Source organism: Paenarthrobacter sp. UW852, assembly GCF_024608385.1.
Classification (GTDB): Bacteria; Actinomycetota; Actinomycetes; order Actinomycetales; family Micrococcaceae; genus Arthrobacter.
This window is the reverse complement of the sequence record NZ_JAMSGY010000002.1, coordinates 567,935-593,990: the sequence shown is the minus strand read 5'-3', so window position 1 is coordinate 593,990 and position 26,056 is coordinate 567,935. Positions and strand designations below refer to the sequence as shown.

The 26,056-nt window shown below is 65.2% G+C and carries 30 protein-coding genes; 29 read left to right on the top strand and 1 reads right to left on the bottom strand.

Features of this window, described 5'->3' with window-relative positions:
• Positions 1 to 41: 41 nt before the first annotated feature.
• The 4 genes from NEK97_RS05890 to NEK97_RS05875 all read left to right on the top strand — a co-directional run bounded on the left by NEK97_RS05890 (position 42) and on the right by NEK97_RS05875 (position 3,094).
• On the top strand, positions 42 to 878 hold the full coding sequence (locus tag NEK97_RS05890) for a flagellin (protein WP_257368962.1): 837 nt from the start codon (positions 42 to 44) through the stop codon (positions 876 to 878).
• A 107-nt stretch (positions 879 to 985) separates the two neighbouring features.
• On the top strand, positions 986 to 2,368 hold the full coding sequence (gene fliD, locus NEK97_RS05885; protein WP_257368961.1) for a flagellar filament capping protein FliD: 1,383 nt from the start codon (positions 986 to 988) through the stop codon (positions 2,366 to 2,368).
• On the top strand, positions 2,365 to 2,823 hold the full coding sequence (gene fliS, locus NEK97_RS05880; RefSeq protein ID WP_257368960.1) for a flagellar export chaperone FliS: 459 nt from the start codon (positions 2,365 to 2,367) through the stop codon (positions 2,821 to 2,823). Before fliD ends, fliS begins: the two co-directional genes overlap by 4 nt.
• A complete protein-coding gene (locus tag NEK97_RS05875; RefSeq protein WP_257368959.1) occupies positions 2,810 to 3,094 on the top strand; it encodes a hypothetical protein in 285 nt (94 codons plus the stop codon). The genes fliS and NEK97_RS05875 overlap by 14 nt, the downstream gene beginning before the upstream one ends.
• A gap of 1 nt (position 3,095) precedes the next feature.
• Here NEK97_RS05875 and NEK97_RS05870 read toward each other — a convergent pair whose 3' ends face one another.
• Positions 3,096 to 4,322, bottom strand: a complete 1,227-nt coding sequence (locus tag NEK97_RS05870) for an amidohydrolase (RefSeq protein ID WP_257368958.1) — start codon at positions 4,320 to 4,322, stop codon at positions 3,096 to 3,098.
• 90 nt (positions 4,323 to 4,412) lie between these two features.
• Between NEK97_RS05870 and NEK97_RS05865 the strand changes: the two genes are divergently transcribed.
• The 25 genes from NEK97_RS05865 (at position 4,413) to NEK97_RS05745 (ending at position 26,056) form a co-directional block, all read left to right on the top strand.
• Positions 4,413 to 5,069 carry a cyclodeaminase/cyclohydrolase family protein gene (locus NEK97_RS05865; RefSeq protein WP_257368957.1) on the top strand — a complete coding sequence of 219 codons (657 nt, stop codon included), beginning with the start codon at positions 4,413 to 4,415 and terminating at the stop codon, positions 5,067 to 5,069.
• A gap of 119 nt (positions 5,070 to 5,188) precedes the next feature.
• Positions 5,189 to 5,530, top strand: coding sequence for a flagellar basal body protein (locus tag NEK97_RS05860; RefSeq protein ID WP_257368956.1), 342 nt, complete (start codon positions 5,189 to 5,191; stop codon positions 5,528 to 5,530).
• The gene (locus tag NEK97_RS05855) at positions 5,530 to 5,922 is read left to right on the top strand and encodes a flagellar basal body rod protein FlgC (protein WP_235518861.1); all 393 of its coding nucleotides are present in this window, start codon (positions 5,530 to 5,532) and stop codon (positions 5,920 to 5,922) included. The genes NEK97_RS05860 and NEK97_RS05855 overlap by 1 nt, the downstream gene beginning before the upstream one ends.
• Entirely contained in the window at positions 5,922 to 6,221 is a 300-nt protein-coding gene (locus NEK97_RS05850) for a flagellar hook-basal body complex protein FliE (protein WP_235518865.1), read from the top strand. Before NEK97_RS05855 ends, NEK97_RS05850 begins: the two co-directional genes overlap by 1 nt.
• The gene (fliF, locus tag NEK97_RS05845; RefSeq protein ID WP_257368955.1) at positions 6,221 to 7,855 is read left to right on the top strand and encodes a flagellar basal-body MS-ring/collar protein FliF; all 1,635 of its coding nucleotides are present in this window, start codon (positions 6,221 to 6,223) and stop codon (positions 7,853 to 7,855) included. Before NEK97_RS05850 ends, fliF begins: the two co-directional genes overlap by 1 nt.
• The gene (gene fliG / locus NEK97_RS05840) at positions 7,852 to 8,880 is read left to right on the top strand and encodes a flagellar motor switch protein FliG (RefSeq protein WP_257368954.1); all 1,029 of its coding nucleotides are present in this window, start codon (positions 7,852 to 7,854) and stop codon (positions 8,878 to 8,880) included. Before fliF ends, fliG begins: the two co-directional genes overlap by 4 nt.
• Positions 8,870 to 9,487: a FliH/SctL family protein gene (locus NEK97_RS05835; RefSeq protein ID WP_257368953.1), complete on the top strand. Its 618-nt coding sequence runs from the start codon at positions 8,870 to 8,872 to the stop codon at positions 9,485 to 9,487. The genes fliG and NEK97_RS05835 overlap by 11 nt, the downstream gene beginning before the upstream one ends.
• Positions 9,484 to 10,821, top strand: coding sequence for a FliI/YscN family ATPase (locus tag NEK97_RS05830; protein ID WP_257368952.1), 1,338 nt, complete (start codon positions 9,484 to 9,486; stop codon positions 10,819 to 10,821). The genes NEK97_RS05835 and NEK97_RS05830 overlap by 4 nt, the downstream gene beginning before the upstream one ends.
• The gene (locus NEK97_RS05825; protein WP_257368951.1) at positions 10,818 to 11,243 is read left to right on the top strand and encodes a flagellar FliJ family protein; all 426 of its coding nucleotides are present in this window, start codon (positions 10,818 to 10,820) and stop codon (positions 11,241 to 11,243) included. Before NEK97_RS05830 ends, NEK97_RS05825 begins: the two co-directional genes overlap by 4 nt.
• A gap of 2 nt (positions 11,244 to 11,245) precedes the next feature.
• On the top strand, positions 11,246 to 11,920 hold the full coding sequence (locus NEK97_RS19820) for a C40 family peptidase (protein WP_306672871.1): 675 nt from the start codon (positions 11,246 to 11,248) through the stop codon (positions 11,918 to 11,920).
• A complete protein-coding gene (locus tag NEK97_RS05815; RefSeq protein WP_257368950.1) occupies positions 11,920 to 14,067 on the top strand; it encodes a flagellar hook-length control protein FliK in 2,148 nt (715 codons plus the stop codon). The genes NEK97_RS19820 and NEK97_RS05815 overlap by 1 nt, the downstream gene beginning before the upstream one ends.
• A 14-nt stretch (positions 14,068 to 14,081) precedes the next feature.
• Positions 14,082 to 14,522 (top strand): flagellar hook assembly protein FlgD, encoded by a 441-nt coding sequence (locus tag NEK97_RS05810; protein WP_257368949.1) that lies wholly within the window; start codon positions 14,082 to 14,084, stop codon positions 14,520 to 14,522.
• A 46-nt stretch (positions 14,523 to 14,568) separates the two neighbouring features.
• On the top strand, positions 14,569 to 15,741 hold the full coding sequence (locus NEK97_RS05805) for a flagellar hook protein FlgE (RefSeq protein ID WP_235518879.1): 1,173 nt from the start codon (positions 14,569 to 14,571) through the stop codon (positions 15,739 to 15,741).
• A 155-nt stretch (positions 15,742 to 15,896) separates the two neighbouring features.
• Positions 15,897 to 16,217: a flagellar FlbD family protein gene (locus tag NEK97_RS05800; RefSeq protein WP_257368948.1), complete on the top strand. Its 321-nt coding sequence runs from the start codon at positions 15,897 to 15,899 to the stop codon at positions 16,215 to 16,217.
• A 3-nt stretch (positions 16,218 to 16,220) separates the two neighbouring features.
• Positions 16,221 to 17,033, top strand: coding sequence for a motility protein A (locus tag NEK97_RS05795; RefSeq protein WP_257368947.1), 813 nt, complete (start codon positions 16,221 to 16,223; stop codon positions 17,031 to 17,033).
• Positions 17,030 to 17,851: a flagellar motor protein MotB gene (locus tag NEK97_RS05790; protein WP_257368946.1), complete on the top strand. Its 822-nt coding sequence runs from the start codon at positions 17,030 to 17,032 to the stop codon at positions 17,849 to 17,851. Before NEK97_RS05795 ends, NEK97_RS05790 begins: the two co-directional genes overlap by 4 nt.
• A gap of 63 nt (positions 17,852 to 17,914) precedes the next feature.
• Positions 17,915 to 18,811, top strand: coding sequence for a flagellar motor switch protein FliM (locus NEK97_RS19895; RefSeq protein ID WP_257368945.1), 897 nt, complete (start codon positions 17,915 to 17,917; stop codon positions 18,809 to 18,811).
• Positions 18,808 to 19,533 (top strand): flagellar motor switch protein FliN, encoded by a 726-nt coding sequence (gene fliN, locus NEK97_RS05780; RefSeq protein ID WP_257368944.1) that lies wholly within the window; start codon positions 18,808 to 18,810, stop codon positions 19,531 to 19,533. Before NEK97_RS19895 ends, fliN begins: the two co-directional genes overlap by 4 nt.
• The gene (gene fliO, locus NEK97_RS05775; protein WP_257368943.1) at positions 19,534 to 20,079 is read left to right on the top strand and encodes a flagellar biosynthetic protein FliO; all 546 of its coding nucleotides are present in this window, start codon (positions 19,534 to 19,536) and stop codon (positions 20,077 to 20,079) included.
• A 122-nt stretch (positions 20,080 to 20,201) separates the two neighbouring features.
• A complete protein-coding gene (gene fliP, locus NEK97_RS05770; RefSeq protein WP_235519720.1) occupies positions 20,202 to 20,945 on the top strand; it encodes a flagellar type III secretion system pore protein FliP in 744 nt (247 codons plus the stop codon).
• A complete protein-coding gene (gene fliQ, locus NEK97_RS05765; RefSeq protein ID WP_257368942.1) occupies positions 20,945 to 21,220 on the top strand; it encodes a flagellar biosynthesis protein FliQ in 276 nt (91 codons plus the stop codon). The genes fliP and fliQ overlap by 1 nt, the downstream gene beginning before the upstream one ends.
• Position 21,221: 1 nt before the next feature.
• Positions 21,222 to 21,980, top strand: a complete 759-nt coding sequence (locus NEK97_RS05760) for a flagellar biosynthetic protein FliR (protein WP_257368941.1) — start codon at positions 21,222 to 21,224, stop codon at positions 21,978 to 21,980.
• Positions 21,980 to 23,065 (top strand): EscU/YscU/HrcU family type III secretion system export apparatus switch protein, encoded by a 1,086-nt coding sequence (locus tag NEK97_RS05755; RefSeq protein WP_257368940.1) that lies wholly within the window; start codon positions 21,980 to 21,982, stop codon positions 23,063 to 23,065. The genes NEK97_RS05760 and NEK97_RS05755 overlap by 1 nt, the downstream gene beginning before the upstream one ends.
• The gene (locus NEK97_RS05750) at positions 23,062 to 25,113 is read left to right on the top strand and encodes a flagellar biosynthesis protein FlhA (RefSeq protein WP_257368939.1); all 2,052 of its coding nucleotides are present in this window, start codon (positions 23,062 to 23,064) and stop codon (positions 25,111 to 25,113) included. The genes NEK97_RS05755 and NEK97_RS05750 overlap by 4 nt, the downstream gene beginning before the upstream one ends.
• On the top strand, positions 25,091 to 26,056 hold the full coding sequence (locus NEK97_RS05745; RefSeq protein WP_257368938.1) for a hypothetical protein: 966 nt from the start codon (positions 25,091 to 25,093) through the stop codon (positions 26,054 to 26,056). The genes NEK97_RS05750 and NEK97_RS05745 overlap by 23 nt, the downstream gene beginning before the upstream one ends.

Sequence of the window (26,056 nt, the reverse complement as noted above, 5' to 3'; positions counted from 1 at the left end):
GGGCTGTTGCACAGTAAGTCCACATCATGGAGGAAAACAACATGGGCATGCAGATCAACAACAACCTGATGGCGAACAACGCGTACCGCAACCTGAACGCCACCCAGGACAACCTGTCCAAGTCGATGGAAAAGCTTTCCAGCGGCCTGCGCATCAACCGTGCTGCAGACGACGCAGCCGGCCTTGCCATCTCGGAAGGCCTCAAGTCCCAGGTCAGCGGCTCCGCGGTTGCCGCACGTAACGCCCAGGACGGCATCAGCCTCATCCAGACCACTGAAGGTGCCCTCAGCGAGGTTCACTCCGTTCTGCAGCGCATGCGCGACCTCGCAGTCCAGGGTGCTTCCGACACGAACAACACCGCGGCACGCTCGGCGATCAAGGATGAAGCGGATTCGCTGGGCAAGGAGCTGGACCGCATCACGCAGTCCACCAACTTCAACGGCATTGACCTGCTCAAGGGCGGTTCCAAGAACATCCAGGTTGGCACCGCTGGTACCGCCAACGACACCATCTCCGTCAACCTCGGCGATGTTGCAACGGCTGCGGGCACGCTGTCCTCGGCTACCGGCGCCACCGGCTTCGACGTCACCACCAACGCCGCAGCGCAGACCACGATCACCGCTATTGACGCAGCGATCACCACGGTCTCGGCACAGCGTTCGGACCTTGGCGCCAACCAGAACCGCCTGGACCACGCGATCAAGACGCTGAACGTCTCCGGCGAAAACCTGCAGGCCGCACAGTCCCGCATCGCCGACACGGACATGGCAGCTGAAATGGTCAAGTACACCAAGGCCAACATCCTGTCCCAGGCCGGCACTGCCATGCTGGCCCAGGCAAACCAGTCCGGCCAGGGTGTCCTGTCCCTCCTGCGCTAAGCCTTCACAGCATTTAGCCGCATGAGCTGACGGCGGCCGGCCAGGCCCCATCCTGGCCGGTCGTCGTCGGACACCTTTGCTTTACGAGCCTTCCGGAAGGGACCCGCGTGGGAACAGCTATCGACGGCCTTGTCAGCGGCCTTAAGACCACGGACATCATCAACTCGTTGATGTCCGTCGAAGCCCTGCCGCAGACCCAGCTCAAGACCAAGCTGGCGTCCAACCAGACCATCATTTCCACGCTGCAGTCCTTCAACACCAAACTCACCGCGCTGAAGGAGCTCGCCGTTGCCGGGACGGCTGCCGGTGCCCTGAACCTGTTCACCGCAACCAGCGGTTCACCTGCCATCACCGCGAAAACCACGACGGCGGCCACCGCCGGATCGATCGACCTGACCGTGACGCAGTTGGCCCAAACGCAGGTCAACGTCACGGCAGCTATGTCCGCCTGGCCGTCCAACGCCGGGGTGCCTGAACGGCTGACGATCGTCGATTCCACGGGTAAGAAGACCGAGATTGCTCCCTCAGGGACTTCCTTGGATGACGTGGTTTCGGCGATCAACGCAGCATCAGCGGGCGCACACGCCGTGAAGGTTCCGGCCGGCAACGGCAGTTACCGGCTGCAGCTGACTGCCACCACGGCCGGGGCAGCAGGTGCTTTCACCGCCTACCGGGGAACGGCCGCGCAAGTAGGGGACGGCACCGCGGTGGACCTGATGACGGAGCCGACTGCCGCCGTCGTGAAGTCCGCCCAGGACGCGAAAGCGACGCTGTATGCCGGGACGCCCGCCGCGCAGGTCCTTAGCTCCGCTACCAATACTTTTGAGGATGTCCTTCCCGGCGTCTCCATCACGGCCTCGGCAGTGACCACAGGACCGGTGACAGTGACCGTGGCCAGCGACGTTCCCGGAATCACCAAGAAGGCCGAGGACCTGGTCAAGTCCGTCAACGACGTTCTGGGGTTCATCGCCATCTACTCTTCAGTGTCCAAAACCACGGACACCAAGGGCGCCACAGTGACCAAAGCCGGAATTTTCACCGGCAACAGCACTGTCCGTGCCGTCAACGACCAAGTACTCACAGCACTGTCCAGGCCCGTCGACGGGAAGTCGCCCTCCGAGTACGGAATCAACATCACCAAGGCCGGCGACTTCACCTTCGACGCCGACAAGTTCGCGAAATCACTCGCCGCAGACCCCGCCGCCACGCAAGCCGCCGTCCAGGGGTTGGCAGCCAGGCTCGCCGAGGCAGCCACCGCCGCGTCTGATCCGTACACGGGCGCAGTGTCCGGGCTGATCAAAGGCCGCGAATCCGAAGTGCGCGACCTCGGCAACAGGATCGCGGATTGGGATCAGCGCCTCATCACCCGCCGCGCCACGCTCCAATCCGTTTATACGAACATGGAAGTGCTGCTCGGCGGCCTCCAGTCCCAGTCGGCTTGGTTGTCCGGCCAAATTTCCAGCCTCTCCAAGCAGTCCTCAGGAGCATGATGACTCTCCGCGCCCAGCAACTTTCCCGGTACAACGACGACGCCGTCCTCTCGGCACCCCCGGCGCGTCTGCTCACCATGCTTTACGACCGGCTCCTGCTGGACCTCAAACGTGCCCAACTGGCGCAGGAAGGCAGCAGCTGGGACACGGCCCGGGAGAACCTGTTGCACGCCCAGGCGATCGTGGCTGAGCTGCGCTCCACCCTGCGGACCGACGCGTGGGATGGCGCGGCCTCGCTCGCGAGCATCTACGACTACTCCATGGAAGCCCTGATCGGCGCCAACATTTACCGGGACGTGGAACGGACCAAGGAGTGCATCGGCCTTCTGGAGCCACTCCGCCAAGGCTGGCACGAGGCCTTGGCTGCCTTGTCGGCTGACACCCCGGCTGGATCCGTTGCGGGGTCCGTTGCTGCCTCCGTTGCTGCGTCGGGCAGGGCCCTTGGAGTCGCTTGAGGCCTGGTCCGCGATCCTGGACGGTTTTGAACGCGACATTGCCCGTGCCGTTTCGGGCGGTCCCGCAGGGCTCTGGGCGCCGCCGACCGACGCGGGACCGTTGCCCGCAGCCTTGGCCGACCGCGCCCGTAGGGTCCTTGATGCCCAGGCGGACGCGGTCGCCATCCTTACGCGGTTGAAGAACGACGCCGGCACGCAGTTGGGTGCCATCGACGCCGTTCCTTCGGGGGCGGTGTCGGACAGGCCCCTGCTGCTCGACGTGCGCGGCTGACTTAGCTGGCGGAGGACCCCAGGAATTCGCGGGCCGCGGTAACCAGTGCTTCCGTTCCGCGCTGCAGGGTTGGCTGGATCACCGGCGCGAAATAAGGGGAGTGGTTGGACGGGATGTCTTCCGGCAACCGACCTGTTGTGGCGTACTCCTGGAAGAGCACAGGATCGGCTCCGCCCAGGAACCAGAAGACCAGGGGAGCATCCGCAGCCTTGGCCAAGGCTCCCACGTCTTCGCTGCCGGATACCGGTCCCGGATCGATGATGTGGCCCTCGCCGAAGGTCGCCTGGAACGCGGCCCTTACCTTAGCCGTGGCCGATTCATCGTTGACCGTCAGGGGGAAGTGCTCTTCGTAGTGGAACTCCGGGTCCTTGGTTGCACCGGAAGCGGTTGCTTCGCTCTGGATGATCCGTTCGATGGAACCCAGGACCTTGTCCCTGGTGGCGTTGCTGAAGGAACGTACGCTGAGCCCAAGGCTCGCGGTCTCGGGGATGATGTTGTTCTTGGTTCCGGAATGGATTTGTCCCACTGTTACCACTGCGGAATCGCTGGCAGCGAGCTCCCGGGACACGATGCCCTGCAGGCGGACGGTGGCTGAGGCTGCCATAAGGACAGGATCAACGGTGGTTTCGGGGCGGGAACCGTGGCCGCCGCGTCCGTGCAGCACCACGTTCAAGGAGTCGGCGGAGGCCATGGTGACACCGGAGCGCACCCCGAACCAGCCTGCCGGGAAGGGTGCAACGTGCTGGCCGAGGACCACATCGGGCTTCGGGACGCGGTCGTAGAGGCCGTCCTTGACCATGGTCTGGGCGCCGCCGCCCCATTCCTCGGCCGGCTGGAACACCGCAATCAGGGTGCCTTGCCATTCCTGTCGCTGCCCGGCCAACGATTCAACGGCCCCCACCAGGCAGGTCACGTGCACGTCGTGCCCGCAAGCGTGCATGACGGGAACGTCTTTGCCTTCATGATCGACGCCGGCTGCCGTGCTTGCGTAGTCCAGGCCGGTGGCTTCCTTGACGGGAAGAGCGTCCATGTCCGCGCGCAGCATGACCACAGGGCCGGGGCCGTTCTCCAGCACACCCACAACGCCGGTTTTTCCCACGTTGCGGTGCACGGTGAAGCCAAAGTCCTGGAGGTGTTGCGCGGCGATCCCTGCGGTCCGGACTTCCTGGAACGAGAGTTCAGGATTCGTGTGCAGGTCTTTGTACAGCTCTTCGAGGTCAATGGTCATGTCTTCGCCCTTCTTTCGACGTCGTCGGTACGGCCAGTGTATCGACGCGAAATCCGCACTTGCTGGGAAGCCAGAGGGCAGACTGGTGCCATGAATGATTCCGGGTCAGTGACAACTCAGGCAGCCACTGTGGAAGCGTGGACGGAAGCCCTCGCCGAATCAACCGGCTCGCCTGGCGGCGGTGCCGGGACCGGGGTGATGCTGGCCATCGCTGCCTCGCTGATCTCGATGGTGGCCGGATATACGGAGGCTGAGGAGGAGCGGGAGTCCGAGTTGGAGGCGTTGCATGGGCGGGCGAAGGAACTTCGTCGTACCGCACTGCGGCTGGCCGACGACGACGCTGCCGCATCCAAGGCGTTCGGCGCTGCCTTCCGCTTGGATCCAGGACCGGAACGCGACGACGCCATCCACCGGGCATCGGTTGATGCGGCCAAAGCATCCGCCGTCCTGGGCGGGAAAGCCATGGACGCCATCGAGGACCTTGGCTGGCTGGCTGCGCACGGAAATCCGGCGCTCATCGCCGACGTCGTGGTGGCGTTCGGGGCGCTTAGGGCTGCGATTGCCGGGGCAAGGACCAATGTCAGCTTCGACCTCGGTTCGCTCACGTCGGCAGGTGCCGAACTCGAAGAAGTCCGGGAGCAGCACCCCAGGCTGTGGGACACGGTCAGCCGGCTCAGCGAAGCCTTGGACCGGATCGACGAACTGACGGCAAGCGTGGACGGGAAAGCCGCACCGACGCAGCGCTAAAAATAAGTGGAAGTATTCTCCTAACGGGTTCGCGGGCGCTGCCGATAACTGTTGCTGAGCAGGGATCGCTCGATGCATGGCCACGGATTGGCCTTAGGACACCAGCAGGTGAGGACTTTGTGCTTGAATCCGTGACTTCCGCCGCCATGGCCAGCGCCCTGGACGCGCTCGCCTTGCGCCAGCGGACCATCGCCAACAACATCGCGAACGTCAACACGCCCAACTACCACGCCAAAAGGGTGTCCTTCGAAGACCAGCTGGCCGCTTCGGTACGTTCCGGGGATGGCAACGTCAAAGCGTCCATAAGCCCGTCTGATGAGCCCACCCGCACCGACGGCAACAACGTCAACCTGGACACGGAAACCCTTTCCAACATTGACACAGTGCTGCGCTACCAATTCGCTTCAAGGGCAGCAACCGGCGAATTCACGTCCCTCCGCACCGCACTGAGGACCAACTGATGACGTTTGACGCGATCGGAATCGCCGGTTCCGCACTGACGGTACACCGCAAATGGCTCGATGCAGTCTCCGACAACCTGGCCAACATGAACAACGCTTCCAGGACCGACGGGCAGGTTTTCCGGGCACGCTACATCGAGGCCGCCGAGGGCAACAACGGCGACGGCGTGTACGTCAAGAGCACACCGCTGGGAAATGGCGAAGGCCGGATTGTCTACCAGCCGGACCACCCCTTGGCCGACGCCAACGGCAACGTTCGCTACCCGGATATCGACATGGCAGAGCAGATGGGCACGTTGATCATCGCCCAGCGCGGCTACCAGGCCAACGCCCAAGTGGTTGACCGCGCGCGCGAAACTTACCTGGCGGCCCTTGAGATAGGAAAATCCTGATGGCCATCGGCCCAATAACAGCGGTCCAAGGCGTCAGCGGAACCGGCTACGTAAGCCCGGCAGCGCCAGCCACCACCGGCGGCGACTTCGGAGCCGCACTGACGGGCGCCGTCGACAATTTGCAGTCCCTGCAATCGACATCCAAGGAACTGGCCGTATCTGCGGTGACCGGCAACCTGGACGACATCCACAAAGCGACCCTTGCGTCCACCCGTGCGCAGGTGACCTTTGAACTGGTGGCCGCTGTCCGGAACAAGGGCATTGACGCGTTCAACGAGATCATGAGGATGCAGGCCTGATGCCACCGGCGATTTCCCAGTTTTTCCGCAAGTTCGGCAGCGGCATCCAGGCGTTCAGCCCCGCCCAGCGCACCCTCGCCATCCTGGGCGTGGCCGTGCTGGTGCTTGGCAGCGTCGCGCTGACCGCATGGCTGGGAAAGCCCGCCTACTCACCCCTGTTCTCCGGCTTGAAAGACACCGACGCCAACAGCATCGTGGAGCAGCTCCGGAAGGACAACATCCCCTACGAGCTCAGCAATGGCGGTTCCACCATCCTGGTCCCGGAGGACAAGGTTTACGACGAACGGCTGAAGGCTGCTGCCGCCGGACTCCCTTCCGCTGCTGCCACCGGATACTCGCTGCTGGATAAGTTGGGTGTCACATCCTCCGAATTCCAGCAATCCGTCACTTACAAAAGGGCGCTGGAGGGCGAACTGAGCACCACGGTGCAGGCCATGGACGGCGTGAAGAGCGCAGCGGTCCGGCTCGCCATTCCCGAGAAGTCCGTGTTCGTGGACACCACCCCTGAGGCCACAGCGTCCGTGTTCGTTGAGACCCAGCCCGGCACCACCTTGTCCGCTGACAAGGTGCAGGCCATTGTGCACCTGACCTCGGCAGCCATCGAGAACCTCAAACCCACCAACGTCTCTGTGGTCGATTCCCAAGGCAACGTCCTGTCCACTGTGGGCGGGGGAGCCACCGGTTCCTCTTCCAAGCAGGCAACCGACTACCAGCAACGAACCTCGGATGCAGTCCGGGCAGTCCTGGACAGCGTCGTGGGCCCGGGCAACGCAACGGTCGCCGTCGCAGCGGATGTCACCGCCGAGTCCGCCCAGCAGCGCAGCGAAACGTTCGCGCCCGCGGCCAACACTCCGGCGCTCAGCGAGTCCACCAAAACCGAAAAGTACACCGGTACCGGTGGCGGCGCCGCAGGCGTCCTCGGCCCGGACAACATCGCAGTGCCCGGTGGCTCCAACGCCAACGGATCCTACGATTCCAGCGACACCACCAAGAACAACGCCGTCAACAAGGTCACCGAGGACCGGACCATCCCGCAGGGCGCCGTGAAGCGCCAGACCATCTCTGTAGCGATCAACCAGGCCGCAGCTGGAGGGGTAAACGTGGACTCGGTGCGCGCGCTGGTCACCTCAGCGGCAGGGATCGATACGGGTAGGGGTGACGTGGTCACTGTGGAGGTGCTGCCATTCAGCACCGCTGCCGCCGACAAAGCCGCCCAAGCACTCGGGGCGGCGAAAGCCGACGCTGCCGCTGCCAAAGATGCAGCCCTGATGAACACCCTCATCCTTGCAGGCAGCATCATGCTGGCAGCCATCGCCCTGATCGTGGTTGTGCTCATTACCCTCAAACGCCGCCAACGCCGCGAGCCTGTGGACCTGGGCGAGCAGATGGATTACGACGCCCTCCCCGAAGCCCTTCAGACGCCGGCCCTCACCGGCCCGCCGACCACAGCGATCGAACTGACCTCCATCCAGCCCCAAGCCCCGGTCCAGCCCACCCCGGCGCTGCCGATGCCAGGCTCCGAGGCCCTCGACGGCGAACTGAAGCGCGCCCAAATCGAAGCCATGGTGGCTGACAACCCGGCACGCACGGCCGAGTACCTGCGCGGGCTCATGGATGACAGGCAGTCCGTATGAGCCAGATGGTCCCGGAAGCCTCAGCCCTGAGCGGGGTGCAAAAAGTGGCGGTGGTGCTCATGCAAATGAACCCGTCCAGCGCGGCAGCCGTCATGGCCCAATTCTCCGAATCCGAAGCCGAAGACATCGCGGCCGAAATCGTTCGGCTCCGCCGTGTGTCCTCGGTGGTCGCCGACCACGTCATCAACGAATTCCACGGCCTGGCCGTCAGCGGGCGCCGCACTGCCCGCGGTGGCCAGGAATTCGCCGTCGGGCTCCTGGAAGCATCCTTCGGCGCGGACAAAGCCGCCGGCTTCATGGACCGGCTCGCGTCCGCCATGGCCGGTAAGTCGTTCGAGTTCCTGGAAATGATGGATCCCGGGCAAATCCTGGCCCTGATCGACGGCGAACTCCCGCAAACCATCGCACTGATCCTCGCCCACCTGCGGCCGGGGAAGGCCTCCGCCGTCATGGCGGGCCTCGGCGACACCCAGCGCATCGATGTTGCCCGCAGCATCGCCACCATGGGCTCAGCATCACCCGAAGCCGTTGGGATCGTGGCTGAAACCCTCAAAGCCAGGGCCGGCGCTGTCATGTCGCAGCGGAAGTCAAACGAAATCGTTGGCGGTATCCAACCGCTGGTGGACATCATCAACCGGTCCGACATCACCACCGAACGCTCCGTCCTGGACGGCCTGGGCACGCTGGATCCCGAGCTCGCCACCGAGGTCCGGGCCCGGATGCTCACCTTCGTGGACATCGTGAAGCTGGAACCGCGGGACATCCAACGGATCCTCCGCGGAGTCAGCGCCGACGTCCTGGCAGTAGCCATGAAGGGCGCCCCGGCCGTGGTTCTGGATACCGTCCGGGCCAACGTGTCCGGCCGCAACCTGGAAATCCTCGAAGCCGAGATGGCCGCCTCCGGTCCGGTTCGTGCCTCGCAAGTGGAGGAAGCCCGCGCGGAGATCGTCCGCTCCATCCGCGAACTCGAAGCCGAAGGCGCGATCGTGGTCCGGCGCGGGGACGAGGACGACTTTGTCTACTGAGAACTTCACCCGCATCACCTTCCCGCCGGTTGGCACCACCGACCGTTCCAATGACGTCGATCGCGGCTTCGTCCAAGGCCATGCGGCCGGCTATGCCGCCGGTATGCAAGCCGCCGCAGTCGAGCACCGCGAGCTCCAGCAGCGCTTGCGGGCCGAGCACCAGGAAATGCTCGACGCCGGCAGGTCCTCCCTGGCCCGTTCGGCCCAGGTCCTGCAGGCTGCAGCACAAGCGGCCCAGCAGCGCCAGGAAGTCACCTTGGACGAGATGCAGGACGTGCTGGCGGCCAGCGCGGTGGAACTGGCCGAGGCAATCCTCGGATACGAGCTCGCCCACGGCGCGGACACGGCCCGGGCGGCACTGAACCGCGCGCTGGGAGCCGGCGGCAGCACCGGCGTCGAACACGTCACCGCAGTACGCCTCCACCCACGCGACATCGCAGCCCTCCAGGCCTCGGGTGTTGACGCAATTGCCGGTGTGGAGCTGAAAGCCGATGCCACGCTCAGGCCCGGCGACGCCATCGGCGAGTACCCGAACGGATGGATTGACGCCCAGATCGGTACCGCGCTGGACCGGGCCCGGAGAGCCCTGCTCGAGGTCCGGCAGTGACGGCGTACCGTCCCCACGCGCACAGTTTCCGTGCAGCACTGGCCGCCGCCGCCCCGCAACGCGTAGGCACCGTGACCTCCGTGCTCGGACTGGGATTGGACGTCGCCGGGCTGCACTGCGCAGTGGGGGAGCTGGTGACGGTCGGCTCCGGAACGGAAACGCTCGACGCCGAAGTGGTCGCCTCTGTGGGTGGCACGCTGCGGTGCATGCCCCTGGGCCGGTTGACCGGCGTCGCGGCAGGAACACCCGCACGGGCCGCGGGGTCTCCCATGCTCGTCCCCACCGGCGCCGGGCTGTTCGGACGGGTGCTCGATGCGCTGGGCCGGCCCATCGACGGCAAGGGGCCACTTCCACGGTCCCCGATGGTTCCTTTGGATCAGGAAGCGCCGAATGCCATGAGCCGGGCCCGGATCGACACGCCCCTGCAGACCGGAGTCCGCATCCTCGACACGATGACCACACTGGGTCGCGGCCAACGCATGGGGCTCTTCGCCGGCTCCGGCGTGGGAAAGTCCTCGCTGTTGTCCATGGTGGCCCGAGGCACCGACGCCGAAGTCTCCGTGATCGCCCTCGTTGGGGAACGCGGCCGTGAAGTCCGCGAGTTCCTGGAAGACGACCTTGGAGCCGAAGGGTTGGCCCGCTCCGTGGTGGTGGTTGCCACCTCCGACGAACCCGCCCTCATGCGGCTCCGGGCCGCCGTCACCGCCACCCGCATCGCCGAGTCCTTCCGCGAAGCTGGCAAGGACGTCGTGCTCATGATGGACTCACTCACCCGCGTGGCCATGGCCCAACGCGAAATCGGCCTCTCCGCAGGTGAGCCGCCAGCGACACGCGGCTACCCGCCGTCGACCTTTTCCGTCCTGGCCCGGCTCCTGGAACGCGCCGGCACCGCAGAAAGGGGCTCCGTCACCGGCATCTACACCGTTCTGGTGGACGGCGACGACCACAACGAACCCATCGCCGACGCCGCCCGCTCCATCCTGGACGGACACGTGGTCCTGGACAGGAAACTCGCCGTCACGGGGCACTTTCCCTCCGTCGACGTCCTCGGTTCGGTGTCCCGCGTTGCCTCCAAGGTCAACCCTGCCGGGCACACCGCGCTCGCCGTCGCCCTCCGGAGAGTCCTGGCGGCGAGGCGTGGCGCGCAGGACCTGATCGACGTCGGCGCGTACCAGCGGGGCAGCAACCCGTTGGTGGACGCGGCCCTTGACCACGAGGACGCGATCAACCAGTTCCTGCGCCAGCCAATGGGCGAATCGACGCCCAACAGTGGGTCCTGGGACGCGTTGGCCCAGCTCACAGCCAACTTTGGACACTTTGAAGGAGCAGCGTGAACCGACAATTCTCCCTTGCCGGGCTGTTGAGGCTGCGGCAGGCTGAACAGACGTCCGCGGAAAGCGGGCTCGCCGCCGCCAACTCACGATCGGCGTCATTGCGGGTCCGGCGTGCGGAAGCCCGCGAGGTGCTTGCCGATTCGAACGGGCACGCAGGGGATTCGGCGTCTTTGCTGGCCATCGCCGCGGCCCGTGCGTCCTCGCAGAGCATGCTGGCCGAACTCGACGCCCTGGTAGCCGGTGCCGAGGCGGACGCCGACGCTGCCCGCGCCGACTACACCGAAGCCAAGCGCCGGGCGGTGGGCCTGGAGAAGCTCGAAGTCCGCCACGACGCCGCTTTCGTTGCCGCACAGTTGAACGCGGAGCAGGGCGTCCTGGACGAGATCGCATCCACCGCTTGGCACAGGAAGGCCACCCCGTGAGTATGACCGACGCCATTGGGCGGATACAGAACATCGAAGCATCCCTGCAACAGCTGACTTCGCCGACCCGTTCTACCCCAGCCTCTTCAGCCTCCGCTGGGAGCTCGGCTGCCTCAGCCACCTCAGCCTCCGATGCTGCTTCCTTCGCTTCCGCGTTGAGCAGCGCGATGGGCACCTCCACTTCCGTTGCTTCAGGCCTGGGTTCCCTGCTGCCGGCCGTAGGGAGCGCGACTTCTTCGAACGCGGCCTTGGGAAGCACGACGGCGGCCACCGGAGCGGCGGCAGTCGGCGGCAGCGGCGGCACGACGTCGGGTGACGCCGTGGTTGCAGCAGCCAAGAAGTACATCGGCGTGCCCTACGTCTGGGGTGGAACCAACCCGGCAGTAGGCATGGACTGTTCCGGATTCGTGCAAAGGGTCTTCAAGGACCTGGGCGTGGAACTGCCCCGGGTGGTCAGCGACCAGATGAAGAAAGGAACCCCTGTGGCCTCCCTGGCCGAAGCGAAGCCAGGGGACCTCCTTGTCAGCTACGGCGGAGAGCACATCTCCATCTACCTGGGCAACGGGAAAGCCATCGACGCACCCGTGCCCGGGCAGACCATCCAGATCCGGGACGCCTGGGAAAAGTACTCCAACCTGACCTCGATCCGTCGGATTGTCCCGGCAGGGGTGTCCTGATGTCCGCCGTTGCCGCGAATCCACGGTTCCTAGGTCCCCAGCTTGGTTCCGGCGCCCGGATGCCTCATGGCCCAGGGGACGCCGGCGCCTTCGAAGCCGTGATGGCAGCCGAAGCCCACCCCACTGGCCAGCTCGACGGTGCGCTGCAGGATAGACGTTCCCTGCCGTCTAAGGCGCAGCGGGCCATCGAAACGGAGGCGGCCGGGGATTCTTTGGGTGGCCCGGGGGGAGCGGCGGATGCTCTTCCCGCGCTTCCTCTCGGGATTGCCGGGGATGCCCGTTTCGATGCTCCGCTGCGGAGTGTGCCGGGCGCACGGCACGATTCGCAGCAAACCCCCGAGCGGGGCCTGCCCGGTGCGAGCGTGGCCAGTGCCGGGGGAGGGGTTGAGGTCTCTTCCTCTGTCCGTTTCGATGCTTCGCTGCGGAGTGTGCCGAACGCACGGCACGATTCGCAGCAAACCCCCGAATCGGATGCACTTGTGTCTGCTGTGCCCGCTGGTGTTTATGTGGCTGCCGGGGTGTCGGGATTGGCCCGGGTTGAGGGAGATGTTGGCGTGTCCGGGATTCCTTCGGCCACCCATTTAGACGCTTCGCTGCCGGTTAGACGATTCCTACCGTCTAATGGGCAGCAAGCCGTCGAAATGGGCGTGCCCGGGGCCGTGGTTCCTGGCGTCGGGGTAGCAGTTGATGCCCCTCCGGCGCTTTCTGGTGCTCTCCAATTCGATGCTTCGCTGCGGAGTGTGCCGAACGCACGGCATGATTCGCAGCAAACCCCCGAATCGGGTGTGCCCGGGCCCGGCGGCTTGGCCGGGAACGCGGCGAGTGCTGGTGCGGCTGGGCTTGCCTGGAACACGGGGCTTGCCGGGAGCACGGGGCTTGCCAGGAACACGGGGCTTGCCGGAAACACGGGGCTTGCCGGAAACGGAGCGAGTGCTGGTGCGGCTGGGCTTGCCGGGAGCACGGGGCTTGCCGGAAACGGAGCGAGTGCTGGTGCGGCTGGGCTTGCCGCTGCCTCCGACCCTCAGCCGGCGCAGCCCACGCCTCCGTCCAGTGCCGGGGGAGGGGTTGAGGTCTCTTCCTCTGTCCGTTTCGATGCTTCGCTGCGGAGTGTGCCGAACGCACGGCATGATTCGCAGCAAACCCCCGAATCGGGTGTGCCCGGGCTCGGCGGCTTGACCGGGTACCCGGCGGGTGCTGGTGCGGCTGGGTTTGCCGGGAGCACGGGGTTTGCCGGGAACACGGGGCTTGCCGGAAACGGAGCGGGTGCTGGTGCGGCTGGGCTTGCCGGGAGCGCTGGGCTTGCCGGGAGCGCTGGGCCTGCCGCTGCCTCTGACCCTCAGCCGACGCAGCCCATTCCTCCATCCAGTGCGGAGGGCGTGTTGGGCGCTGCTTCGGTGTTGTCGCCGGCCCTCCAATTCGACGGATCGCTGCACGACAGACGCTTCTTTGCGTCTAACCAGCAGGGAAGCGTCGAATCGGGCCCGCTCCAGGCACCCCAAGTCACGCAGGCCGCACAAATTCCCCCGATCCTGCAGCCTGTACCTCCGCAGCTCAACACCATCCCAATCCAGACAGCCATCCCAACCCCGCTGGCTGGCGCACCCCAACCGGCCCTCGCACCCCAGCTCGCCGCACCACTTTTTTCGCTGGCATCGGCAGGAAACGGGGAGCACGTGATGACGTTGCGTGTTGCCCCGGACGACCTGGGACCCCTCACGGTCAGGGCCCACATCGACGCCGCGGGCGTGCGAATCGAACTGTTCGCACCCGGGGACGCGGGCAGGGACGCAGTACGGCATGTCCTTCCGGAGCTCCGACGAAGCCTCGAAGACTCCGGAGCGAGCCTGAGCCTCTCTTCACAGAACAGCCCACCCGACGCCGGACGGGATCCCGGGCAAGGCAGCGGACGGGATCCCGGCCAAGGAACAGGGCAGGGCTCAGGTCCCGGCAGCGGAACACGTGACCCGGACACCCGCACCCAAGGGCCCGGCGAACAAGGGCACGGCGAACAAGGGACCATCGAGCGAGGCCCCAACGAGCAAGGGCCCGGCGAAGCGGGGCACGAAGGTGCCGATGCCCAACCACAGCTGCCACCCGGCGTCGTACGCCGCCCGGGTAGCCCGAACCGCCTGGACATCCTGGCCTGACGAAAGAGACGAGCATGACAACCATTCCCGCAATCGCGGCCAACAACGGCGCAGCCCCGGGCAGCACCCCAAGGAGCCCGGTCAAGGCCATGGATTCGGAGGTCTTCATGTCCTTGCTGGTCACCCAGCTGAGGTACCAGGACCCCAGTGCCCCCATGGACACCAACCAGATGATGAGCCAGTCCGTGCAGCTCTCCATGATGGAGAAGATGACCGAGCTGGCAGCCGGGTCCAAGGAGAGCTTCTCGCTTCAGATGCGGAGCGCTGCGGCGCAGATCATCGGAACCGAGGTGAGCTATACGCTCGCCGACGGCACCAAGGGCGCGGGCGTCGCCAGTGCGGTGTCGTTCGCCGACGGTGTACCCACCGTGACCGTGGGGCAGGCCAAAGTGCCCCTGGACCTGATCACCGGCATGACGGCACCAGCGCCCGTCGAGCCCAAGAAGACCACCTGATCCCCAAAAACACTTACCCCGAACCAAACCGAAGAAAGGCAACACCATGCTCCGTTCGCTGTACTCCGGAATTTCCGGCCTCCGAGCCCACCAGGCCATGCTCGACGTCACCGGCAACAACATCGCCAACGTGAACACCACCGGCTACAAGTCCTCGTCCGCCCAGTTCCAGGACACGCTCTCCCAGATGACGCAGGGCGCGGCGGGACCGCAGCAGAACGTGGGCGGTTCCAATCCCGCACAGATCGGTCTCGGAGTCCGGGTGGCCGGCGTGAGCACCAACTTCGGCCAGGGATCGTCGCAGAGCACCGGCCGCGGCACGGACCTGATGATCTCCGGTGAGGGCTTCTTCGTCACCGGCAAGGGCACCCAGCAGTACTACACCCGCGCGGGCAACTTCCAGATGGACGCTGCGGGCCGCTTGGTCAGTCCCGACGGCGGCATCCTCCAGGGCTGGACGGCCACCAACGGCGTGGTCAACCCGGGCGGGGCAACGGGGCCAATCACGTTGTCACCGGGCACCACCGCGCCGGCAGTTGCGACGACGAACGCCACCTTGGGCGGCAACCTGCCTTCCGACGCCGCTGTGGGCACCTCCGTGGAGCGCCAGGTGAAGGTGTACGACGCCAACGGGGCGGAGCGCAGCCTCACCCTGACGTTCAGCCGTTCGGCCACGGGCTGGAATGTTGCCGGTGCGGACGCCAACGGAGCCAATGGAACGGGCACCTTGACCTTCGCCAACGGTGCTTTGACGTCCGGCGGGACGATGACGGTTGGTGGAATCACGGTGAACATGGGCGCGGTCACCGGCTTCGCGCAGATGAGTACCCTCTCCGTTACCGGCCAGAACGGCGCGGAAGCGGGCGAACTCGAGTCGTTCACGTTGGCTGGCGACGGTTCCTTGGTGGGGTCCTTCAGTAACGGTGCCAAGGAAGTCCTGGCACGCGTGGCCCTGGCGCGATTCACCAACCCCGAAGGCCTGGAGAAGGCCGGCGGCTCCGCGTATGTTGCCACAGCCAACTCGGGTGCCGCCCAGCTTGGGGTTGCCGGTGAAGGCGGTCTTGGCTCGCTGGCTTCGGGTTCGCTGGAGATGTCCAACGTGGACCTGTCCCAGGAGTTCACCAACCTGATTGTGGCCCAGCGTGGTTTCCAGGCGAATGCCCGCATCATCACCACCTCGGACGAGGTCCTGCAGGAACTGAGCAACCTGAAGCGCTAAGCAGATCCCGTCCTTGTCCGGATTCCAGCCGCGTAGTACGTGCCGATAACCGAACAAGGACGGGAGAGGGCTGCACGCAAGCTAACGCCCGGCCCGGTCCGGCCGACAGTAGGGGACAGCACCACTTCCAGCCACACCCTGACCAGAAACGGCCCATGATCGTTGTCACCCGCCTCAACGGCACACGCTTCGCCGTGAACCCGGACATCCTTGAACGGATCCACGAGAGTCCGGACACCCACTTGGTGACTCTCGACGGCGCCGCTTACGTCGTGCGGGAATCGCTCGCCGAGGTGGTGGAGCTGATCGCGGATTACCGTGCCAGTGTCCTCCGCCGTGCCCAGGATCTTCCCGCACGCACAGGGTATCCGCTGAGCCTGGTCCGGTCGCCCGAGCCCGAGCCCGAGCCCGAGCCCGGCCCGGCCGACGCGCCGCAGCCCGCGCCGCAGCCGAACAACCACCCGAACGGAATGTAGTCGATGACAATTCTTGGCCTGCTGTTGGCCTTCGCATCCGTGGTGGCCATGGTCACCCTGGAGCACGCGAACCTCATGTCGCTGCTCTTGCCGGCACCAATGATCCTGGTTTTCGGCGCCACCATCGCGGTGGGCCTGGCAGGGAACACGCTCGCGGATGTCATCAAGGCCTTCAAGGACGTTCCCAAGGCCTTCCTCGGCAAGCCCGCCAAGCCCACGGAGAGCATCGACGAGTTGGTCCGCCTCGCAGAGAAGGCCCGCAGCGAGGGCCTCCTTTCCTTGGAGGAGGAGGCCAACAACGCCAAGGATCCGTTCCTGCAGCGCTCGCTCCAGAACATCGCCGATGGGACGGACGCAGAGGAATTGCGCCTGCTCATGGAGGACGAAATCGACACCAAGATGCGTGCCGACCACGTGTCGTCCAAGTTCTTCGCGGCCCTGGGCGGGTACGCGCCCACTATCGGCATCATTGGCACGGTGGTCTCCTTGACTCACGTCCTGGAGAACCTTTCCTCGCCCGACCATTTGGGGCCGATGATCGCGGCAGCCTTCGTTGCCACCCTCTGGGGCCTGCTGTCCGCGAACTTCATCTGGCTGCCGTTGAGTGCCAAACTCAAGCGCCTGTCCGAGCTGGAAATCGAACGCATGACGCTCCTCATGGAGGGCCTGCTCGCCGTGCAGAACGGCACCCAGCCGCTGCTTCTGGCCGAACGGCTCCGGGCCATGGCGCCCGCAGAGGCCAAGGCCAAGTCCAAAGACGGAAAAGCGGACGACGGCGGCAAGTCCGGTAAGTTGCCGGCGTCCAAGGCAGCATGAGGTCCCGGAGGAGGCGGGGTGCCCAGCCCGAGGAGCACCACGTCGACGAACGCTGGATGGCTTCCTACATGGACATGGTCACGGTGCTGATGTGCATGTTCATTGTCCTGTTCGCCATGTCCTCGGTGGATCAGGATAAGTTCGAGAAGCTGCGCAATTCGCTGGCCACGGGCTTCGGCACCCAGATCAGCCAGAAAGTGGATACGGCTACTGGCGTTGTGGTCCCGGCGGAGCTCGCTGCTTCCGACGGCGAGGGTTTTTCGGCACTGGATTTGGCCATCAAGGAAGCCGACAAGCTCACTGCCCTTGAGCATGAAATGAAGGCCAAACTCGATGCCCAGGGCCTTGGCGCAAACGTGCAGTTCGACGTCGGCGAGCGGGGTCTGTCCGTGAAACTGGTGGGCTCCCAGACGTTCTTCCAACCGGACATGCCGGACCTGACCAACCGCGCCCTCGAGATCCTGAAGACCATCGCACCCACCGTGGTGGGCTCCGGGCTTGAAGTCATGGTGGAGGGCCACGCAGCCAAGGGAATCACGGCCTATGCATCCACGTGGGAGCTGTCGGCGGCCCGTTCCGTCAACGTCCTGCGGTACTTTGTGGACGACGCCGGCATGCCGCCTGGCCGGATCGGTGCGGTGGCTTTTGGTGCCGCGCGCCAGGTGACGGACGATTCCACCGAGGAACTCATGGAGTTGAACCGGCGCGTGGATGTGGTGTTGTTGTCCTCCAGCCCGGAGGATGTCCGCGCGCTCATTCCCGGCGCGATCGAAGCCCAGACCAAGGAATCCGCGGCGGCGGCGAAAGCTGCGAAATAGAGTCCAAATAGTCGTAGCGGGAAACGTCTTACGCGCTTCCCCGACGTGCCGATAGTGCCGTCCGTGGGAGAACAGGAAGATCGCGCGGCGGTACGCCAGCGCACCGTAGAGGTCTACGACTTCCGTCGACCCACCACTTTGCCGCGCCAGCATAGCCGGGTCCTGGAAGTTGCTTTCGAAACCTTCGCCAGGCAGTGGGGTACGCAGCTCACAGCCAAGGTGCGGTTGAAGTCCACGGCCACGCTGGAACAGCTGAGCATGCAGAGCTACGACGAATACTCGGCCTCCCTCCCTTCGGTCACGTCCATGGTGCTCTGCAGGATTGATGGCAGCGAATCCCGCCTGGTCATCCAGTTCCCCGCTACGGCCGCCCTGTCGTGGCTGAGCCGGATGCTGGGGGGTTCAAAGGAAACCGCAGTGCCGGAGCGGAAGTTCACCCAGATCGAACACGCACTGGTTTCCCGGATGGTGGAGGAAGTGCTGGAAGACCTCCGGTACTCTCTGGGCAACCTCCTGACGCAGGCCGTGACGATGGACGGCATCCAGTACAACTCCCAGTTCGCGCAGGCGGCCGCCCCCTCCGAGCTCATGATAGTGGCGTCCTTCAACGTCAACGTGGGGGAAACCCAGTGCGCGGCCACCTTGGCAGTTCCTGCCGACGTGCTGCTGTCCAGGCTCGGCGATGTCAACCCCATGGTCCACAGCGTCGACAACGAAGCACTGGTCCGCACCCAACTGGCGCAGGTGCCGGTGGATGTGGCCGTACAGTTGACCGCCGCACCGGTGACGCCCGCACAGATCCTGGGTCTCGCCGTCGGAGATGTCCTGCCGCTGCCGCACCTTGAAAACCGTCCGTTCGATGTCACCATCAACGGCACCCGCCTAGCCACCGCCGCGGCCGCCCGCAACGGCTCCCGCGCCGCCGCGGTCATCGTCACAACCGAGGAGCATCAGCGATGAGCAACATTTTGACCCTGCAGGCGGCTGCTGCCGAGCGCCTCGCGCTGCACCTGCCCAGCGCATCCACCCTCCGTGTTGCCGGCATCGTTCCTGCGCAGGACGCGGCCGCCTATGCTTCTCCGGCCGTCACTGCCACGTTTGTCGGAGCCTTGACGGCCGATTTTGCGCTGCTGCTGGTGGACCGGTCGTTCCTGGCCGCCGCCGGTGGAGCCGGGCTGGGTGGTGCGGTCCAGCATGCCGTGCAGGCCGGCGACGTTCTGCGTCCCGCTCTGGAACAGGCCGCGTCAGCGTTCGACGCCGGCGTGCTGGGTGAGGTGCGCGAGGAGGACTCAGCCGCGCTGCTCTCGGACCCCGATACTGCGGTTTTTGAACTGAACGACGGCGGTGCCCCCTTCGGCTGGTTCGCTGTCCGTGTGCGGGACAACGGTACTGGCCCTGATGCCGGTGCCCGTGGACAAGGTAACGAGCTGGCTGCCCGCTTGGGCCTGATCAGCAGCGTTGAGATGGCGTTGACCGTGGAGATCGGCCGTACCCGGATGTCAGTGCGGGACGCCCTGGCCCTCGAGCCCGGGAAGGTCATTGAACTGGACCGGTCAGCCGGTGCACCGGCGGATGTGCTGCTGAACGGCAGGCTGATCGCCCACGGCGAAGTTGTAGTGGTGGACCAGGACTATGCAGTGCGCATCACCCGCATCCTGGACGGGTCCGAGGGAACACTGTAGATGGACACAATGATCCTCGGGCTGCGGGTGCTCGTGGCCCTCGGCGCCGTGCTGGGCTTCATCTGGCTGGTGCAGAAGCGCCTCGGCAAGGGCAAAGGCCGCCGGCGCGCGGATGCCGCGCTGACGGTCGTGAGCCGTCAGGTGGTAGGCCAGAAAGCGTCGGTGGTGGTGGTCGACGCCGGGGACAAGCGTTTCCTGTTGGGCGTCACCGAGCACGCGGTGACAGTGCTCCACAGCGGTGACACTCCTGCCATAGCGCCGGAGCCGGAGGAAGCAGTGGTAGCCCAGTCCGCCGGGAGCTTCGCGGAGCTGTTCCGGCAGGCATCTGGTCGCCCCCAGCCTGAACTTCGGCCGCAGCCTGAACTTCGCCCGCAGCCGCTCACTGGGTCGCTTCCGGAGCCGGTCACGGACTCGCTGCCGGTGCTTCGGCGTCGGAGCGAACTCCACCGTCGCGGCCAAATGCCGGAGCACCCCATGCATGGCTCCATCCTGTCCGCTTCCACTTGGCGGCAAGCCTCGGATGCCATCCGGGGACGCCGCAATTGATCCGAACTACTGGGTTCGGCCTGCCGGGCCGGCCATTTCCTGCCGCACGCCGGCGCGCCCTGCCGCAGTTGTTCTCTGCTGCGGCAGTCGTGTTGTTCACGGGCGTTCTGCTGTTGCTTGGAATGGCAGCCGCCCAGGCAACCCCCATCGATCCCACGCAGCCCACGCCTCCAACTCCACCTGCGGCACCCGGTTCCGGGAACGTCAGCATAGACATCAACGGCCTGGACGGCACACCCTCCACGGCGGTCGTAACACTGATCGGGATCACGCTGCTTTCCGTAGCCCCCGCGCTGCTGCTCATGATGACGTCCTTCACCAAGATCTTCGTGGTGCTGGCGATGACCCGGAACGCCCTCTCCTTGCCGGCTATCCCGCCCAACCAGGTCCTGGCCGGACTCGCGCTGTTCCTCTCCTTGTTCGTCATGTGGCCCGTGGTCTCGGACATCAACACGGCGGCAGTGCAGCCATACCTGAACGGCGGGCTGGACTTCAACGGTGCAATGTCCGCGGGTTGGTCTCCGCTCCAACACTTCATGCTGGCCCACACACGGGAAGAGGACATCGCGCTGATGACCCGGGCCGCGAAGATGGACAACCCCGCCAACCCTGAAGCCGTGCCGTTCCAGACACTGGTTCCGGCCTTCATGATTTCGGAACTGCGTGCCGCGTTCATTATCGGCTTCGTTATTTTCATCCCCTTCCTGGTCATCGACCTCGTGGTATCCGCTGCGCTCATGTCCATGGGCATGATGATGCTTCCTCCGGTGATGATCTCGCTGCCGTTCAAGATCCTGTTGTTTGTCCTGGTGGACGGTTGGGGACTGGTCATCACGTCCCTGATCCAGAGCTATTCGAGCGGCTGATGGATACCAATGCAGTCCTGGACATCTGCCTCCAGGCCATGATCGTCGCAGCCAAGCTCGCCGCACCCACATTGGTTACCGCACTGGTGGTAGGACTGGCGATTTCGCTCCTGCAGTCCATCACGCAGTTGCAGGAAGCAACGTTGTCATTCGTCCCCAAGGCTGTTGCAGTAGCGATCGCCTTGGTGGTCTGTGGCCACTGGATGATTTCGGAAATGGTGGCTTTCACCAATGAGCTGTTCGCCCGCATCCCCAGCCTGATCGGCGGAGCGTGAGGTGGACATCCCCGTCGACCAGTCGTGGATCCAGGTCCTCTTGCTGGCATCGGTTCGCATGACAGCCTTTTTGGTGGTCGCTCCGCCGTTCGCCCACCACGCCATCCCGGCCCGCATCAAAGCCATGCTCGGGATCGGGTTGGGGCTGGCCGTTTCCCAACGGCTCTCGTCCGGAGCCGTCCCGTCGGACACGGCAGGTTTCGTCATGGCCGTGGTCCTGGAACTGGTCACGGGCCTGGTCCTGGGCTTCCTGGTCATGGTGATCTTCGCAGCGATCCAGTCCGCCGGCAGCCTGGTTGACCTCTTCAGCGGCTTTCAAATGGCGCAGGCGTTCGACCCACAGATGATGGTCAATGGTGCCCAGTTCACCAGGCTCCTTCAAATGGCGGCCCTTGCGCTCCTTTTCGCCTCGGACGGCTACCAGATGGTCCTTGGCGGCCTCATGGGAAGCTTCAATGCGTTGCCCCTGGCGGGTGGCATCGATCTCAGCCGACCCATCGAGGCACTGATCGGCGCCGTCACCGGCATGTTCCTCGCCGCCGTGCAGATCGCCGGCCCGCTCCTGGTGGTCCTGGTGCTCGCCGACGTCGGACTGGGGCTCCTGACCCGCGTGGCCCCGGCCCTCAATGCCTTTTCGCTCGGCTTTCCGCTCAAGATCTTCATCACCCTGGCACTGGCGGGCTTCCTGTTCCTGGCGTTGCCGCGGCTCGTTTCAACCCTGGCCGAGCAGGCAGCCAACACTTTGATGGGGGTGGGCTAGTGGCGGATTCGCAAGAGAAGACCGAACAAGCCACGGACAAACGCATGCGCGAGGTACGGGAAAAGGGGCAACTGTCCCGGTCCCAGGACCTTATGGCCTGGCTGGCAGTGGGGGCCGCCGCTGCGATGCTCCCGGCAACCATCGATCACGCCACAAACGCGGCCGTCGACCAGCTCTTCACCGTGAAAAGCGTCATCGCGCAGCCTGATCCCGCGAAAGCCGTTGCTGCACTCGAAGCAGGTCTGGGGTCCCTGGCCGGAATCCTGGGGCCCTTGCTCTTGGTTGTCACCGTCGTGGTGCTGGCAGGCTCGGCCCTGCAGGGTGGCATCCGCTTCAAGAAGTTCCGGGCCGAGTTTGAGCATTTCAACCTGCTCGCCGGTTTCAAACGCATGTTCGGCGGCCAGGCACTATGGGGAGGCGTCAAAGCGCTCCTGAAGACCGCCGTCGTGGGTCTTGTCCTTTACGCCGTGGTGCAGGGACTGATGCCGGTGCTGTTGACCGCCGGCGGGCTTCCGGTTGCCGGGATATTGGCAGCGGCTGCGGGGGGAATTGGCGCGCTCATCCAGTTCGCCGTCGCCGCAGGGCTGGTGCTGGCAGCGGCGGACATCTTCGTGGTGATGCGCCGCAACCGCAAGAAAACGCGGATGTCCAAGAAGGAAGTCCAGGACGAGAACAAAAGCACCGACGGCGACCCCCTGATCAAATCCCAACGGCGTTCACGCCAGCTCAGCATGAGCCGCAACCGCATGATCGGCGCCATTGGGGACGCGGACGTCGTGCTGGTCAACCCGACGCACGTGGCAGTTGCGTTGAAGTACGACGCCGGTAAATCGGCACCGCGCGTCGTGGCAAAAGGCTCAGGGCTGATCGCTGCCCGCATCAGGGAGGAAGCCGAAGCCAAGGGTGTGCCCATGGTCCAGGACATCCCCCTGGCGCGGGCCCTGCACTCGGCCTGCGAGTTGGGCCAGGAGATCCCGGTTGAGCTGTACCGCTCGGTCGCCGGAGTGTTGGCCTTTGTGATGTCGCTGAAGAAACGCGGAACTGCACGGGGAATCCATCAGATGAAAGAAAGTATGCAGGCATGAAGAACAACAAGTTCGCCCGGCTTTCCGTGCCGGTTGGCATCGTAGGAATTGTGCTGCTACTGGTTGTTCCGCTGCCGGCCGCGCTGCTGGACTTCCTGATCGTGTGCAACATCCTCCTGGCGTTGCTGATCCTGCTGACCAGCATGTTCGTGAAGAAGCCCCTGGACTTCTCCGTCTTCCCGTCGCTGCTGCTCGTGGCTACGCTCTTCCGGCTGGGACTCAACGTGGCGTCCACCCGGTTGGTACTGGGCCAGGGGTTCGCGGGCCAGGTCATCGAGGCGTTCGGCAAGGTCACGGTTGGTGGTTCGCTGATCATCGGCGCCGTGGTGTTCCTGATCCTGGTGGTCATCCAGTTCGTGGTGGTCACCAAGGGTGCCGAACGTGTTGCCGAGGTGGGCGCGCGCTTCACCCTGGATGCCATGCCCGGCAAGCAGATGGCCATCGACGCGGACCTCAACGCCGGACTCATCACCGACGCCGAAGCCCGGAAACGGCGTGCCGAAGTGTCCGCTGAAGCCGACTTTTACGGCGCCATGGATGGTGCTTCGAAGTTCGTCAAGGGTGATGCCATCGCGGGCATCATCATTATCATCATCAACTTCGTGGGCGGAATCGCCATTGGCGTGCTGCAGCGCGGCATGGATGCCGGGGATGCCCTGAACACCTACGGTCTCCTGACCATGGGCGATGGCTTGGTCACCCAGATTCCTGCACTGCTTATGGCCGTCTCCACCGGCATGATCGTCACCCGGTCCAATGCCGAAGAAGACATGGGCCGCACGGCTTCTTCGCAGCTCATGCAGTCACCCAACGCCCTGCTGATCGCAGGCCTGGCTGCCGGCAGCATGGCCCTCATTCCCGGCATGCCCATCCTTCCGTTCGTGGTGGTGGGCGCGCTGCTGGTCCTCGCTTCCAGGCGCGTAGCCAGCGCACAAAAACTCCAGGCCGAAACGCAGGAGGCAGAGAACGCAGCAGCTTTGACCGGGGAGGAGGACCCCAACGAGCGGCTCATGGAAGATATGCGCGTCCATCCCGTGGAGATCCTGCTCGCACCGGACCTTGTGGACATTGTTTCCGGTGCCTCCGATGACCTGCTGGCGCGGGTACGCTCCCTTCGGCACAAGATCGCCATGGAACTGGGGCTCGTGGTCCCTCCCGTCCGCACACGCGACGCGATGGACCTGCCGCCGTCCACCTATGCCATCCGCATCGCCGGCGTCGAGGCTGGAAGGGGAGTGGCGCCGTCGGGCAAGCTGCTTGCCTTGGGCGAATTCCTGGACGCGTTGCCGGGCACCGCAACCGTGGAACCGGTGTTTGGTCTCTCCGGCAAATGGGTTCCAACGGAAATGCGGCACAGCGCCGAAATGACCGGAGCCACGGTGATTGACCGGGTCTCTGTCCTGGTAACGCACCTGTCCTCGATCATCACCGCAAACGCGGCCCGGCTCCTGACCCGCGAAGACGTCCGGGTGCTCACCGAAGGGGTCCGCAAGCAGAGCCCCTCCGCCGTGGAAGAACTCACGCCTGCCCTGCTGTCCCTGGCCGAAATCCAGCGCGTGCTCCAAGGACTCCTCGAAGAGCAGGTCCCCATCAACGACCTCCCGCGGATCTACGAAGCACTGGCGTTGCGGGCCAAGGTTTCCACCGACCCCGAATCGCTGGTGGAATCGGCCCGCCACGCGCTGGGTCCGGTGCTTGCGGACAGGTACATGGACGGGGCGGTCCTGAACGTGATCATGATCGATCCGTTGTTGGAGCAGTCCATGTTGGAGGACATGCGTCCAGGCGAAGGCGGGACCCAGATTGTCATGGGCCAGGCGAAATTGGACAGTGTCTTGAACTCCCTGAAGTCCGCTGCCGACGGAGCCGCTGCTGCCGGCCGGGAAGCCGTGCTTGTGTGTGCACCAGCCCTGCGTCCCGCGATCCGGCGGCTCGTCGCAGCCCCCGACGGCGGTGTCCCCGTCCTCTCGTATCGCGAAGTGACCTCCGCCAACATCCGTATCGAGACGGTGGGGGTGGTCCGCCATGCAGAAGCGCTACAAGCTTAGCGGTGCGTCGCTGGAAGCCATTCGCGCCAAAGCACTCAAGCAGTACGGACCCGGTGCGCGCGTAGTCTCCGCCGAGAAGGTCACCAATCCGGGAATCGTGGGGCTGTTCGCCGCAGCCAGGTTCGAAGCCACGGTGGAGGTGTCGGACGTCCCGGAACCTGCTGGCCAGCAGGCGCCGCTGACTGCCCGGCTTGTTGAGCCAAGTCCCGTTCACGAGCTCCACGGGCCAGCCATCGCGGCACTCCTGGAGCGAGCCGACGCCGCCGAGCTTGAGATGCACCAGCCCACGCCCGCGCCGGTCTCCACCGCATCCCCGGACTTCGCGGGCCTGCTGGAACAACTCGGCAAGGAACTCCAGCCGGCCGGTCCGTCCCCCTCCGTGCCGGCCCTGGTGACCATGCCGCCGTCGGCCGATAAGCCCATGCCGAAGGTTCCGCAGCCCATAACAGGCGACGGTAACCTCATCGTCCTCTTGGGCCTCGGCGACGACGCGCTCGGACCCGCACTGGAAATGTCCATAGCCGCCGGAGGCTCGGATGTCCGCACCGCGGGCAGGCTCACCGCCTTCGGCCACCTTCACGTCCAAGGAAGGCAAGGCACGACGGCGGCACGCGCCCAGGCCGTCCTCACCGGCCAGACTGTGGTGGTTGCGTTCGGGCTCGGACGCCCGGGGGACGTGCCATCACATGGCGCGGACATCTCCCTCCTGGCCGCCGACCAAATGTGGGTGGTGGTCGACGCCCGGCACAAAGCGGAAGACACCCAGGCCTGGGTACAGGCACTCCAGCGTGTCGTGGCAGGGGAGTCCTTGGGTGTTGACGCGCTCGCCGTCATCGGTGCCTCGGAAACCGCGAGTCCGCAAACGGTGGATACGCTGGACATTCCTGTCGGTTGGGTAGATGGCAAACCCGCCACCGCATCCGTCCTCGGAAAGGTAAATTGA